This is a genomic window from Pseudomonas sp. UBA1879, from assembly GCF_002338065.1.
In the GTDB taxonomy this organism is placed as follows: domain Bacteria; phylum Pseudomonadota; class Gammaproteobacteria; order Pseudomonadales; family Pseudomonadaceae; genus Aquipseudomonas.
This window is the reverse complement of the sequence record NZ_DDHJ01000014.1, coordinates 24,340-36,971: the sequence shown is the minus strand read 5'-3', so window position 1 is coordinate 36,971 and position 12,632 is coordinate 24,340. Positions and strand designations below refer to the sequence as shown.

Genomic DNA, 12,632 nt, shown 5'->3' with positions numbered 1-12,632 from the left:
CACATCGACAGTGACTGATACAACGTTTTCGTGAGCACGCTCCCTCCCACAATTGATTTGCCAAGGCCTTAAAGCTCAACGCAAGATTTTCGGCGCTTCGTCACGCGGCAGGTTGTGCCGAGGCGCAGGTGGTGCCTGATACTCGACTTCACCCCTTAGTTGTTCCCCCAACTGCCGCGCCACATCCAGTCCAATGGACTTCGACACATCTTTCACCACCCGACCCCGGTTCGGCGTGACGCGCAAGTCATTGCCGTTGACCAGCTTGGTGTCCTGACCTTCGCCCATTGCTGTGAACGCCGACGTGATTGCGAACGTGCGGGTGTTGATCAGACTGAATCGGCCACCAGTGCCAAGCCCAGCACCGAAGAGTGGGCATGGGTGTTGGCGATTTCATTGATGTCCTGGCGAAAGTCGATGTCCGACACCGTGCCGAACAGCACGTAATCAGCCCCTTTAAAGTCGCCATTCTTGATGCGCGCGATGACGTCGTACACGTCTTCGTTCGTGCTGGCCCTATACGGCGTGCCCTGCACCAACTGGAACATTCCCGACTTGAGGATCTCGCCTTTGATGTCCCCGCTGAATTTGCGCAGCTCGCCCTGCTCGATGTAAGTGGTACGGGCTTCGTACTCGTTGTAGCTGGCGGAGCCGCTGGCGCTGTAGGCGTTGGCCTGAGAGCGGCTTTGCGCTGACACCGTGTGGATGTATTCCTCCACCTGCCGCTCGAACGCCATGTCGGTGACCGCGATTTTCGGCGCGGCCTGGGCGCCAAATGCGCACACCAGCCCGAAGATGCTGATCCATGCACGCATTGTTAGCGCTCCGTGGTTTTGCGGATTTCTTTTTCGTCCATCCATTCGGCCAGTCCGCTTTCGACGTCGATCAATTGCAGGCTGAATTTGTAGAAGACGTCCTTGTAGTCGCTGCTGCGCTTGACGATCGAACTGATCGAACCTTCAAGGCGGTATTTGGCGGCGACCATGTTGCCGGTCTTGCTCACCGTGGACTGTCTGTACAGGCCGCTCTGGTTTTGCAGCTTCAACTGCTCGACCTGACTCTGCATGTCGGTGTTGTCGCTGGCGAAGCGCGCAGTACCGGACTTCATTAACTGGGTTTTGATCGACGTTGTGATTTCGCGGGTATCGATGTACTCGCTGGTTTTGTTCTTCACGTCATAGACCTGAACCACCGGGCGGCCCTGCAAACTGCCGGACTGGGCCAGAGAGCGGGTCATGCTTTCGGCGATCAGTTGCAGATCAGTAGAACCGAACTCGTTGGTCACGGTTTCCACGGCCTTGGTGTCGCCGTAGCGGATATTTTTGCTGCCCAGCGTGGGCGAGTTGTTGGCGCATCCGGTGGCCAGCAGGGCAACGGCGGCGAGCAGGGAGAGGCGAAAGAAAGGCATGCAAGGGGTCTCGTTTGCTGAGCGAACAGGGCACATCAAGGGGTTTTGACTTCGAGGCGCAAGTCTGTGGCTTTGGCCACAGGCGCGATGGCGGGCAGGAAACTGCGTTGCGAGCCATACACCATCAGGCTTTTCCAGGCTTCGGGCTCGGCCACCGGAAAGCCGTCATCGCCCAGCCAGGCGAAGCGGTAATACATCGTTTTGGTGTAACGGCTGGTGTTGTTCAGCGAGACGTTGACCGTCATGAGGCCGTTTTCCCGGGCGACCCGCATTGGGCCGATTTCGATATGTTTCAGGTCACCAAGGGCGACCACCTTGCTGGCGGCACTGCCCGGTGCGGGAGGCGGTGGGGTGGTGCAACCGGCCAGCATGGCCACGGCCATCAGGGCGCACATAGTACGAAGCATGTCGTGTCTCGGTTAGGGGGTGTTGATCGCCACGGCCTGCGACGGATTCGACGGCATCACCTGAGCCGCAAGGCCGCTGGTGAACACCTGATTGCCGAGGGCACGCAGGGTGACGACTTGGTAAGGACGGTCAATCTTGAGTTGCACGTGGGTGCCGCCCAGTGAAGAAGGCAGTGTGACGTAATGCTCGCCCGGCTTGAGGCGTATACGGGCCACCAGCGTGTTGTCCGGCAGCGTGCGCCACGTACGTGTGTCAGCGCCCTCGGTCACGGCGGAAGCGATGCCGACGGCCAATCCTGCGAGCGGGTTGACCTCATTGAGCTTCTTCTGCGCCACGCCTCGACTGATGGCGCGCACGGTGGTACGCAGCAGAATGCCGGGCATGTCGTCACGCAGCGCGCGGCGGGACATGGCGTTGGTGCTGTTGAGAGCAGTCAGATTAATTGGCTGACCGTCCACACCCACCTGGTTGAAGAACGGCGTCGAGTCGTCGGCCTTGATCACCGGAAACGAAAGGGTGGTGATGATCAGGTTGTTGTCGATCGGCAGTGGCAGCGGGATCCGGATCGAATCACGTGCCGGTGCGAGGCCGGTCTGGACCACCAGCAGTACATCGCTACCCTCAGTGGTGCTTTTGCTGCCCGAGGCGTCGAGGTCGAGCAATGCCTGGTCCAGCAGTGGGGTGTTCGGACGCAATTCTGCCGCCTGGCGATAGCCCGGCGCGGCCAAGTCTTTTTCGCCCAGTGCCTCGTACACGAAACCCGCGAGGTAATGGCTGAATGCACTTTGATAGCTGTTCTTCAGGTTCACGACTTCCGGGGCATCGAGGGTTTCGACCGGATAGCCCTGAAGGTCCTTGTACTGAAACATCATGCCCTGGCTTCGGGCATCGTCTTCGCTCTTGAGGTATTGCTTGTCGCGCAGCTCGGCGATCACGGCTTCGCGTTCATGGGTTCTCTTGATCTCGGTGCGGGCACCGTCGAAATCGTTTTGAGCCAGCCGGTTGAGCGCCATCTGCGTGGTCAGCATGACTTTTTCGTAGTCATAGCCTTCGTAGCGGCGCACTTTGTCGTTCACCATATAGCTGCCGAACTGGGCCAGGTACTTATCGCTGTCCAACCTGACCGCGTCTTCCCAGGCAATAACGGTTTGATCGGCGCGACCCCACGCCGCCTGGCTTCCGGCCAAGTCGCCTTTGGAGCGCAGCAGTTCACCCTTCTCGAAGTAGTAGAGAAGATCCTTGTCGTCGCCGGTGTTGTGTTTTTCCAGCAGCATGAGTGCGCCGTCGACATTCCCGGCGGTAAGTTGCTGGTTGGTTTGTCGCAGCTCGGTGTCGTAGCTGCGGAATACGGCACAGCCGGTCAGTTGCACAGCCACGATCAGCAGGAGCGTGCCGAGGGCGCGAGGTCGCATCGAATCTGTCCTTGAGAGCGTCAGCCGGTGCCACGGCATCGGGCTGTGCAATTCCATTTGGAGGAAAGCGGGCCGCTTTCACTCGTTCAACCATCGCGTGATGGCCGGGTGCTACTTATGGGCGGCGAGGATTATCGAGGATTATGAGGACCGAGGCGGGTGAAACAATGGCTTTTTGATGTCGCACGGTGTTTTCAGAAGCGTCCGACATAAGGATTTATATTTTTCTGAATGGCCAGGCCTGAGCGTTTGGACAATCGAGGAAGAAGTGATCAACTGTCGCCAAGTGAGAGGTGTTGATGTCGATTTTGATGAGGGAGTTTTGTTGATGCGGGTCTGGATCGATGCTGACGCTTGCCCGAAGGCAGCGCGGGATCAGGTGGTCAAATTCGCCCTCAAGCGCGAGTTCGAGGTTGTGCTGGTAGCGGGGCAAGCCGTGCCCCGGCCTGCGTTTGCGCGGGTCAAGCTGATCGTTGTCCCCAGTGGGCCCGACGCGGCTGATGATTATCTGGTGGAGCATGCCGTGCCCGGTGAGCTGGTGGTCTGCAGCGACGTGCCGTTGGCCGACCGATTGGTCAAGAAAGGCGTTGCTGCACTGGATCCGCGGGGCAAGGAGTTCGATGCGCAGAACATGGGCGAACGGCTGGCGGTGCGCAATCTGTTCACCGACCTGCGCGAGCAGGGCCAAGCCGGCGGCGGTCAAGGGACTTATGGTGATCGCGAGAAGCAGGCATTTGCCAATTCGCTGGACCGGATATTGACCCGGCTGGCTCGCAGTTAGGGCGTCGTTGCTTGCGCGTCGTTTTCTTGCACCAACTCCAACACCCGATCCACCAACTTGTTGATCCCCGAAGCTGCTTCGCCGATGGATGAGGCCAGCATGTACGCCGGGGTGCTGACCAGTTTGCGGGCCTTGTCCTCAACGATGTCGGCCACCTCGCATGCTTCGTGCCTGCCACCCATCTTGGTGATTTTGGCAGCGGTTTCGGAGCAGTTACCGATGGTGCAGGTCACGCCAGGGCCATAGATTTTGGCGGCCAATGCCGGGGACACACAGATCAGTCCGATCGGTTTGCCGGCGCTGGCGAAAGCTTCGGCCATGGCCAGCACTTCTGCCTGAATCTGGCAATCGGGCCCCTGCGTCGCGAAGTTCGACAGATTTTTTGCAGCGCCAAATCCGCCGGGAATGATCAATGCGTCAAATTCAGTGACGTCGGCTTCGCGAATGTCCTCGATGGCGCCGCGAGCGATGCGCGCCGATTCCACCAGCACATTGCGGGTTTCGGGCATTTCTTCGCCCGTGAGGTGATTGATGACGTGGTGTTGGGAGATGTTCGGTGCAAAGCATTTCACGTGCGCGCCGCGCTGATCCAGGCGCAGCAGGGTGAGCACGCTTTCATGAATTTCCGCGCCGTCCTGGACGCCACAACCGGAAAGAATAACGGCCACTTTTTTGCTCATGCCTGTGCTCCCTCTTGAGCGCTCCAAAACCGGGGTGATCACTTGGAGCGCTAACTCAATGTGCGTTGGGCAGCAAAGTAGCGGGGCAGGTTCATTCGTCCGGCTGGTTCTTGGCCTCGGCCTCTGCAGTTGCAGGCAGCGTCTTGGCCTGTTTGGCCTCTCGCTCGAGGCGAGCAGATTTGATGCGGCGCCAGATCCACAGCAAACCGCCGATCACCAGTAGCGCACCTAGCACCCAGAGCTCGTATTTCTTGACGTTGCCCAGCAAACCTTCCAGTACGGCACCGAATTTATAGGCCGCTGCGCCTAGCGCCGCTGCCCAGATCGCGGCGCCGATGCCGTTGAGTAATAGGTAGCGTCCCGGCGGGTACCCGGAAAGACCAATGGCTACGGGCATGACCGTCCGCAAACCGTAGACGAAACGAAAGCTCAACACCCAGATGTCCGGATGCTTGCGAATGTGTTCCAGCGCACGATCACCGAGCATTTGCCAGCGCGGTTTGCGTGCCAGAAGCTTGCGGCCATGCTTGCGCCCCATGAAATACCAGAGCTGATCGCCTGCGTAGCTGCCAAAGAAGGCAACCACCACGACCAGGTTGATGTCCATGTAGCCTCGGAACGCTAAAAATCCAGCGAGGACCAAAATGGTCTCACCTTCAAAGAAGGTTCCGAGGAAGAGGGCGAAGTAGCCAAATTCTTGTAAAAAATGCTGGAGCATCATATGGGTGCTGGCGAAATGAACGCGCAGCCTAACGCGCCGGACACATTCAGGAAAGTGTCCAAATGTGTCACTACGTTAAAGTTTCTTACGTTTCACGCGGAAATGCCGTCTAGAGAGCGTGTTTAAGTCCTACGGCGTATGGTGGACACACAACTGTCATGCGCGAGTCACAATGCTGGCTTATAACTGTCACGTTTGCCCGCACGCACGGGCTCGCAGGTGTCCGGTGTGACTGCTCTGCGCTGCTGATCGTCCTTTCTGTTGTCGTGAAGGGACTGACAGACCGATCTCTTCGGCCGTCCTACCGGCCCAACTGTTACAGGGCAAAAGCCTTACAGGATTATTCATGAGTACCGAAGGAAGCACCGAAGCCTCAATTGAACTTGAACCCCAGGCCATTTCCCAAGAAGTCACGTCCGTGGTTGAGCCGACCATCGAAGTACTGCCTGCCGCTGAGCCGCAGCCTGTCGTCGCACCGACGATCGTGATTCCCAACCTGGATGACAGCAGCCTTTATATCCATCGCGAGTTATCGCAGCTGCAGTTCAATATTCGCGTACTCGAGCAGGCGCTGGATGAGTCCTATCCGCTGCTCGAACGCCTCAAGTTTCTGCTGATCTTCTCCAGTAACCTGGACGAATTCTTCGAAATCCGCGTCGCCGGTCTCAAAAAGCAAATCACCTTCGCCCGCGAACAGGCGGGTGCCGACGGCCTGCAGCCTCATCAGGCGCTGGCACGCATCAGCGAATTGGTTCACGGCCATGTGGACCGCCAGTACGCCATTCTTAACGACATTCTGCTGCCCGAGCTCGAAAAGCATCAGGTGCGCTTCATTCGCCGTCGTTACTGGACCACCAAGCTGAAAACCTGGGTGCGTCGTTATTTCCGCGACGAAATCGCGCCGATCATCACCCCTATCGGCCTGGACCCGACGCACCCGTTTCCGTTGCTGGTCAACAAATCCCTGAACTTCATTGTCGAGCTGGAAGGCATCGACGCCTTCGGTCGTGATTCGGGTCTGGCGATCATCCCGGCGCCGCGTCTGTTGCCGCGCGTCATCAAGGTGCCGGAAGACGTGGGCGGCCCTGGCGACAACTATGTGTTTCTGTCCTCCATGATCCACGCGCATGCCGATGACCTGTTCCAGGGCATGAAGGTCAAGGGCTGCTACCAGTTCCGCCTGACCCGTAACGCCGATTTGGCGCTGGATTCCGAAGACGTCGAAGACTTGGCCCGCGCGCTGCGGGGTGAGTTGTTCTCCCGTCGCTACGGCGATGCGGTGCGTCTGGAAGTGGCTGACACTTGCCCGAAACACTTGTCCGACTACTTGCTCAAGCAATTCAACCTGAGCGAGAGCGAGCTGTATCAGGTCAACGGCCCCGTCAACCTGACGCGCCTGTTCAGCATTACCAGCCTGGACAGCCACCCGGAGCTGCAATATCTGCCGTTCACCCCGGCGATTCCGAAGCTTTTGCAGAACAGCGAAAACATCTTCAACGTGATCAGCAAGCAGGACATTCTGCTGCTGCACCCCTTTGAATCCTTCACGCCGGTGGTGGATTTGCTGCGTCAGGCCGCGAAAGACCCGCACGTGCTGGCCGTGCGTCAGACGCTGTACCGCAGCGGGGCCAACTCGGAAATCGTCGACGCCTTGGTCGATGCCGCGCGCAACGGCAAGGAAGTGACGGCGGTCATCGAACTGCGGGCGCGGTTTGACGAAGAGTCCAACCTGCAACTCGCCAGCCGCCTGCAAGCGGCGGGGGCGGTGGTGATCTACGGCGTGGTCGGCTTCAAGACCCACGCCAAGATGATGCTGATCCTGCGTCGCGAGGCGGGGGAGATCGTGCGTTACGCGCACCTCGGCACGGGTAACTATCACGCCGGTAATGCGCGGCTTTACACCGACTACAGCCTGCTGACTTCCGACGACGCCTTGTGCGAAGACGTCGGCAAGCTGTTCAGCCAGTTGATCGGCATGGGCAAGACGCTGCGCATGAAGAAGCTGCTGCACGCGCCGTTCACGCTCAAAAAAGGCATGCTCGACATGATCGCCCGCGAGACGCAATTCGCGACCGACGGCAAGCCCGCGCACATCATCGCCAAGTTCAACTCGCTGACCGATCCGAAGATTATCCGCGCGCTGTACAAAGCCAGTCAGATGGGCGTGAAGATTGACCTCGTCGTGCGCGGCATGTGCTGCTTGCGCCCTGGCGTTGCGGGGGTGTCCCACAACATTCAGGTGCGTTCGATTGTGGGCCGCTTCCTGGAGCACACCCGCGTGTTCTATTTCCTCAACGGCGGCGACGAGCAGATGTTTCTGTCCAGCGCCGACTGGATGGAGCGCAACCTCGACAAGCGTGTCGAGACCTGCTTCCCGGTGGAAGGCAAAAAGCTGATTCTGCGCGTGAAGAAGGAGTTGGAGGGGTATCTCACCGACAACACTCATGCCTGGTTGCTACAGCCGGATGGGCGCTACATCCGCAGCACCCCGACCGGCAACCAGAACGCCCGCAATGTGCAGGCGTCACTTCTGGAGAAGTTAAGCAACCCGGTCCTCAGCGTACGCTGAGGACGATGCCGACTCGGGTCAGCCACTCCGCTTCGAGCGCGAAGTCGGCCTGAGTCAGCTGGTTGTTTTCCAGCCAGCCATCGGGGAAGAGGATGTCGAGGTTGTTGCCATCCGCTTTCAGCACAGGTTGCGGCATCTCTTGGGTGCCGCGAATGTGATGAAACAGGATCGCGAAGCGCAGTAGCACGCACAGACGAATCAGCTTTACGCCTTCATCGCCGAATTCGGCGAACTTGTCCTTGGGAATGTTCCGACGATGACCGCGCACCAGCAGCGCGAGCATCTGTTGGTCTGCCCGCGAAAAGCCCGCCAAGTCCGAGTGCTCGATCAAATACGCGCCGTGCTTGTGGTAGTGATAATGGGCGATGTCCAAGCCTACTTCATGCACCTTCGCGGCCCAACTGAGCAGCTCGCGATACAGATCGTCTTCCAACCCCCACGCCGTTGCGACCTGCTCCAGCGCTGACAGCGCTTTGCGCTCGACCCGTGCGGCCTGTTCCAGATCGACGTGATACCGGTCCATCAACGAGCCAAGGGTGCGCTCGCGGACGTCTTCGTGGTGATGACGACCCAGCAGGTCATACAGCACCCCCTCACGCAAGGCACCGTCGCAGTGATCCATGCGTTGCAGATCGAGGGCGTCGAAGATCGCTTCGAGAATCGCCAGACCCGCCGGGAAGATCGCGCGTCGGTCAGGCTTGATGCCGTCGAAGTCGATCTTGTCGACTTCGCCGAGCTTCATCAGTTTGCGTTTGAGCCAGGCGAGGCCTTCGGCATTCACCTCGCCGTTGCCATGGCCGCCCGCTTTCAAGGCCAGGCCGATGGCGCGGATGGTGCCGGACGAGCCAATGGCTTCATCCCACGTCAGACGATGCAGGGCGTGTTCGATGCTCATGATCTCTAACCGCGCAGCCGTGTACGCCTGAGCGTAGCGTGCGGGGGTGATCTTGCCGTCTTTGAAATAGCGCTGGGTGAAGCTCACGCAGCCCATTTGCAGGCTCTCGCGCAGCAGCGGCTCGAAGCGCTGGCCGATGATGAACTCGGTACTGCCGCCGCCGATGTCCGCCACCAAACGTTTGCCCGGCGTATCGGCGAGGGTGTGAGAAACGCCCAGGTAAATGAGGCGTGCTTCTTCGCGACCGGAAATCACTTCAACGGGGTGTCCGAGAATGGCTTCGGCACGGTGGATGAATTCGTTGCGATTGCGTGCTTCGCGCAGGGCGTTGGTACCCACGATACGCACGGCGCCCGATGGCATGCCGTTGATCAGTTGCGCGAAACGCTTGAGGCAGTCGAGCCCGCGCTGCATGGATTCTTCGTTGAGCTTGCGCTCGTCGTCGATCCCGGCGGCCAACTGCACTTTCTCGCCGAGCCGCTCAAGGATGCGGATTTCACCTTGATGCGCTTTAGCGACCACCATGTGGAAGCTGTTGGAGCCCAGGTCGATCGCGGCGATCAGCGAAAGGTTTTTGGCTGTGGATGGCGACATGATCAAAAGGTCTCGGTCGATAACCCCGCCATCGTGCCACGAACCGCCATCGTCGCCAAACACGACGACACATTTGCGCTACGGACATTGTGGGAGCCGCCTTGGTGGCGAAGGCAGGTCAGCCCTGAAGATGTTGACTGACACTCCGCTTTCGCCACCAAGGCGGCTCCCACTGATAAGCATGCGACAACGAGTGACCGGTCAGGCGTGCTCGACCGAGCCAATGAAGTTCGCCAGTTCAGGCGTTTTCGGGTTGGCCATCAATTCTCGCGGATCGCCCACCTCATGCACTTTGCCCTGATGCATGAACACCAGTTTGTCGCCGACTTCCCGGGCAAAACGCATTTCGTGGGTCACCATGATCAGGGTCATGCCGTCTTTGGCCAGTTCCCGCACCACGCTAAGCACTTCATTGACCAGTTCCGGGTCCAGCGCCGAGGTGATTTCGTCGCACAGCAACACTTTTGGCGACATCGCCAGGGCCCGAGCAATCGCCACGCGCTGTTGTTGCCCGCCTGACAAACGATCGGGAAACGCGTCGAACTTCTCGCCCAGGCCCACCCGGTTGAGCATCTCTTTGGCCAGTTTGGTCGCTTCGGCCTTGGAGGTCTTCTTCACCACCTGCGGCGCAAGCATGACGTTTTCACCCACGGTCAGGTGCGGGAACAGGTTGAACTGCTGAAACACCATGCCGACCTTCTGCCGCAGGCTGCGCAGGTCGGCGCGTGCGGCGTCGAGGTATTCGCCATCGACTTCGATCACGCCGTCGTTGATCGACTCCAGCCCGTTGAGGGTGCGCAACAACGTGCTTTTGCCCGAGCCACTGCGACCGATGATCGCCACGACCTGACCCTCCTCGACGCTGAGGTCGATGCCTTTGAGTACATGGTGATCACCGTAGTACTTGTGCAGGGCGGAAATTCTAAGCAGAGGCATGCAGTCTCCTTTCCAGATAGCGGGCGCTGAGCGACAGCGGGTAACACAGCAGGAAGTAGCCCAGCGCAACAAAGCCGTAAACCATGAACGGCTGGAACGTCGCGTTGGCGAGCATCCCGCCGGTCTTGGTCAGTTCGGTGAAGCCGATGATCGATGTCACGGCGGTGCCTTTGACGACCTGCACTGAAAAGCCCACGGTGGGGGCCACAGCGATGCGCAGCGCCTGAGGCAAAATCACGTAACGCAGCTGTTCGAAAGGGGTGAGGGCCAGGCTCGCCGAGGCTTCCCACTGACCGCTGGAAATCGACTCCACGCAGCCTCGCCAGATTTCGGCGAGGTAGGCGCTGGTGAACAACGTCAGGGCGAGAGCGGCCGCGACCCAGGGCGAAATGTCCACCCCCATCAGCGCCACACCGAAGAACACCAGAAACAGCTGCATCAACAACGGCGTGCCTTGAAACAGCTCGATGTAGCAACGGGCGAGCCTGCGCCAGAACGCTTTTTCAGAGATGCGCATCGTCATCACGATCAGGCCGATCACCCCGCCGCCAATGAACGCCACCAGCGACAACGCCAGCGTCCATTGCAGCCCGGTGAGCAGATTGCGCACGATGTCCCAAAGCGTGAAATCCATCAGCGACTCCTCGCGATGTAGCGACGACCAACCCACGCCAGCAACTGGCGAATCATCAGCGCCATGAACAGGTAAATCAGCGTGGTGATGATGTACGTCTCGAACGCGCGGAAATTGCGTGACTGAATGAAGTTCGCGGCAAAGCTCAGCTCCTCGGTCGCGATCTGTGAACAGACCGCCGAGCCGAGCATCACGATGATGATCTGGCTGCTCAGGGCCGGCCAGACTTTGCCCAGCGCGGGAATCAGCACCACGTGGCGAAAGGTTTCGAAACGCGTCATCGCCAGCGCTGCGGAGGCTTCCAGCTGACCACGGGGGATCGCCTGGACGCCTGCGCGAATGATTTCGGTCGAGTACGCGCCCAGATTGATCACCATCGCCAACACAGCCGCCTGCCATTCGGAAATCTGCACGCCCAGCGACGGCAGGCCGAAGAAGATGAAGAACAGTTGCACCAGAAACGGCGTATTGCGGATCAGCTCGACATAGACCCCGAACAGCGCTGAGAACGGCTGAATCTTCCATGCCCTGACGATGGCCCCGACAATGCCGACACTGACGCCTAGCAAGGTGCCGATGGCCGTGAGTTCAAGGGTGAACAGCGCGCCACGCAGCAGCAGGTCGGCGTTTTGCAGGACCGGAATGAAGTCGAATTTATAGGCCATCTGAAAACCCCAGCAGACGCGATGACTGAAAAGCCGCCATCAGAGATCGGCAGGCAGCGGCTGCTTCAGCCAGGTCTGTGAGTTCTTCTCTAGCGCGCCGTCTTGCTTGGCCGCGTCGAGGATTTCGTTGACCTTGGCCAACAGCTCCGGCTGGCCCTTGTTCACGCCGACGTAGACCGGCGAATCCTTGAGCTTCACTTTCAGCGACGGGATGCGTTTCGGGTTTTTCTCGCTGATCGCGACCATCACCACGTTGCCGCTGGCGATCAAGTCGGTCTGGTTGGCGAGGTAGGCGGCGATGGTCGAGTTGTTGTCCTCGAAGCGCTTGATGGTGGCCTCTTTCGGCGCAACGGCGGTCAGCTCGATGTCTTCGATGGCGCCACGGGTCACGCTGATGGTTTTGCCCTTGAGGTCGTCCACGCCGCTGATGGCCGCGTCAGGTGGGCCAAATACCGCGAGGTAGAAGGGGGCGTAGGCACGTGAGAAATCGATGACCTTCTCGCGATCCGGGTTTTTGCCGAGGCTGGAAATCACCAGATCGACCTTGCCCGTGGTCAGGAACGGGATGCGGTTGGTGCTGTTGACGGGGGTGAGTTCGAGTTTGACGTTGAGTTTGTCGGCGATCAGCTGCGCTGTGTCGATGTCCAGACCGCGCGGCTTCATGTCTGGTCCGATGGAACCGAACGGCGGGAAGTCTTGCGGTACGGCGACTTTCAACGTGCCGCGGGCAGTCACATCATCCAGCCCGTTGGCATGGGCAGGAGCCTGGCCGAGAAGGAAGCTGGCAAACAGGGCGGCAAGCAGAGCGCTGTAACGCTGGGTCATGTGACGTCTCCAAATCAAACGAATAGGCAGGTGAGGCCTGTGTGATGGTTCATGGCCAGTGCACAGCCCATGCCATCGCTGAAGGCTTGACCATGGAATGCGGG

General features: G+C 59.4%; 12 protein-coding genes and 1 pseudogene. 2 read left to right on the top strand and 11 right to left on the bottom strand.

The features are described 5' to 3' along the window. Positions 1-75: 75 nt before the first annotated feature. The 4 genes and pseudogenes from B3N48_RS13610 to B3N48_RS13595 form a co-directional block, all read right to left on the bottom strand. Positions 76-815: pseudogene (locus B3N48_RS13610) on the bottom strand (penicillin-binding protein activator LpoB). A 2-nt stretch (positions 816-817) separates the two neighbouring features. After that, positions 818-1,408, bottom strand: a complete 591-nt coding sequence (gene lpoB / locus B3N48_RS13605) for a penicillin-binding protein activator LpoB (RefSeq protein WP_296184540.1) — start codon at positions 1,406-1,408, stop codon at positions 818-820. A gap of 35 nt (positions 1,409-1,443) precedes the next feature. Continuing rightward, complete coding sequence (locus tag B3N48_RS13600) at positions 1,444-1,815, bottom strand: YcfL family protein (RefSeq protein WP_296184538.1); 372 nt, start codon at positions 1,813-1,815, stop codon at positions 1,444-1,446. 12 nt (positions 1,816-1,827) lie between these two features. Beyond that, positions 1,828-3,228, bottom strand: coding sequence for a COG3014 family protein (locus B3N48_RS13595; RefSeq protein ID WP_296184536.1), 1,401 nt, complete (start codon positions 3,226-3,228; stop codon positions 1,828-1,830). Between the two features lie 328 nt (positions 3,229-3,556). On the opposite strand from B3N48_RS13595, the gene B3N48_RS13590 reads away from it, so the two are divergent. Next, positions 3,557-4,009 carry a YaiI/YqxD family protein gene (locus B3N48_RS13590; RefSeq protein ID WP_296184534.1) on the top strand — a complete coding sequence of 151 codons (453 nt, stop codon included), beginning with the start codon at positions 3,557-3,559 and terminating at the stop codon, positions 4,007-4,009. On the opposite strand, the gene elbB is transcribed toward B3N48_RS13590, so the two are convergent. Continuing rightward, positions 4,006-4,689: an isoprenoid biosynthesis glyoxalase ElbB gene (gene elbB, locus B3N48_RS13585; RefSeq protein ID WP_296184533.1), complete on the bottom strand. Its 684-nt coding sequence runs from the start codon at positions 4,687-4,689 to the stop codon at positions 4,006-4,008. The two genes, B3N48_RS13590 and elbB, sit on opposite strands and share 4 nt — an antisense overlap. 91 nt (positions 4,690-4,780) lie before the next feature. Beyond that, a complete protein-coding gene (locus tag B3N48_RS13580; RefSeq protein WP_296184530.1) occupies positions 4,781-5,410 on the bottom strand; it encodes a DedA family protein in 630 nt (209 codons plus the stop codon). 346 nt (positions 5,411-5,756) lie between these two features. Between B3N48_RS13580 and ppk1 the strand changes: the two genes are divergently transcribed. Beyond that, a complete protein-coding gene (gene ppk1 / locus B3N48_RS13575; RefSeq protein WP_296184527.1) occupies positions 5,757-7,979 on the top strand; it encodes a polyphosphate kinase 1 in 2,223 nt (740 codons plus the stop codon). On the opposite strand, the gene ppx is transcribed toward ppk1, so the two are convergent. From ppx to B3N48_RS13550, 5 genes are all read right to left on the bottom strand, one after another. Continuing rightward, on the bottom strand, positions 7,966-9,468 hold the full coding sequence (gene ppx, locus B3N48_RS13570; protein WP_296184525.1) for an exopolyphosphatase: 1,503 nt from the start codon (positions 9,466-9,468) through the stop codon (positions 7,966-7,968). The two genes, ppk1 and ppx, sit on opposite strands and share 14 nt — an antisense overlap. A gap of 201 nt (positions 9,469-9,669) precedes the next feature. Then, a complete protein-coding gene (locus B3N48_RS13565; RefSeq protein WP_296184524.1) occupies positions 9,670-10,404 on the bottom strand; it encodes an amino acid ABC transporter ATP-binding protein in 735 nt (244 codons plus the stop codon). Continuing rightward, positions 10,391-11,041: an amino acid ABC transporter permease gene (locus B3N48_RS13560; RefSeq protein ID WP_296185005.1), complete on the bottom strand. Its 651-nt coding sequence runs from the start codon at positions 11,039-11,041 to the stop codon at positions 10,391-10,393. The genes B3N48_RS13565 and B3N48_RS13560 overlap by 14 nt, the downstream gene beginning before the upstream one ends. Further along, positions 11,038-11,703, bottom strand: coding sequence for an amino acid ABC transporter permease (locus tag B3N48_RS13555; RefSeq protein ID WP_296184523.1), 666 nt, complete (start codon positions 11,701-11,703; stop codon positions 11,038-11,040). Before B3N48_RS13555 ends, B3N48_RS13560 begins: the two co-directional genes overlap by 4 nt. Positions 11,704-11,742: 39 nt before the next feature. After that, positions 11,743-12,528, bottom strand: a complete 786-nt coding sequence (locus B3N48_RS13550) for a transporter substrate-binding domain-containing protein (protein WP_296184521.1) — start codon at positions 12,526-12,528, stop codon at positions 11,743-11,745. Positions 12,529-12,632: the final 104 nt, after the last annotated feature.

Bases quoted from the DNA above. Each gene is read 5' to 3' on its own strand.
- B3N48_RS13595 (WP_296184536.1), bottom strand. From the start codon at position 3,228: ATGCGACCTCGCGCCCTCGGCACGCTCCTGCTGATCGTGGCTGTGCAA.
- lpoB (WP_296184540.1), bottom strand. From the start codon at position 1,408: ATGCCTTTCTTTCGCCTCTCCCTGCTCGCCGCCGTTGCCCTGCTGGCC.
- ppk1 (WP_296184527.1), top strand. From the start codon at position 5,757: ATGAGTACCGAAGGAAGCACCGAAGCCTCAATTGAACTTGAACCCCAG.
- B3N48_RS13550 (WP_296184521.1), bottom strand. From the start codon at position 12,528: ATGACCCAGCGTTACAGCGCTCTGCTTGCCGCCCTGTTTGCCAGCTTC.
- B3N48_RS13555 (WP_296184523.1), bottom strand. From the start codon at position 11,703: ATGGCCTATAAATTCGACTTCATTCCGGTCCTGCAAAACGCCGACCTG.
- B3N48_RS13600 (WP_296184538.1), bottom strand. From the start codon at position 1,815: ATGCTTCGTACTATGTGCGCCCTGATGGCCGTGGCCATGCTGGCCGGT.
- B3N48_RS13565 (WP_296184524.1), bottom strand. From the start codon at position 10,404: ATGCCTCTGCTTAGAATTTCCGCCCTGCACAAGTACTACGGTGATCAC.
- ppx (WP_296184525.1), bottom strand. From the start codon at position 9,468: ATGTCGCCATCCACAGCCAAAAACCTTTCGCTGATCGCCGCGATCGAC.
- elbB (WP_296184533.1), bottom strand. From the start codon at position 4,689: ATGAGCAAAAAAGTGGCCGTTATTCTTTCCGGTTGTGGCGTCCAGGAC.
- B3N48_RS13580 (WP_296184530.1), bottom strand. From the start codon at position 5,410: ATGATGCTCCAGCATTTTTTACAAGAATTTGGCTACTTCGCCCTCTTC.
- B3N48_RS13590 (WP_296184534.1), top strand. From the start codon at position 3,557: ATGCGGGTCTGGATCGATGCTGACGCTTGCCCGAAGGCAGCGCGGGAT.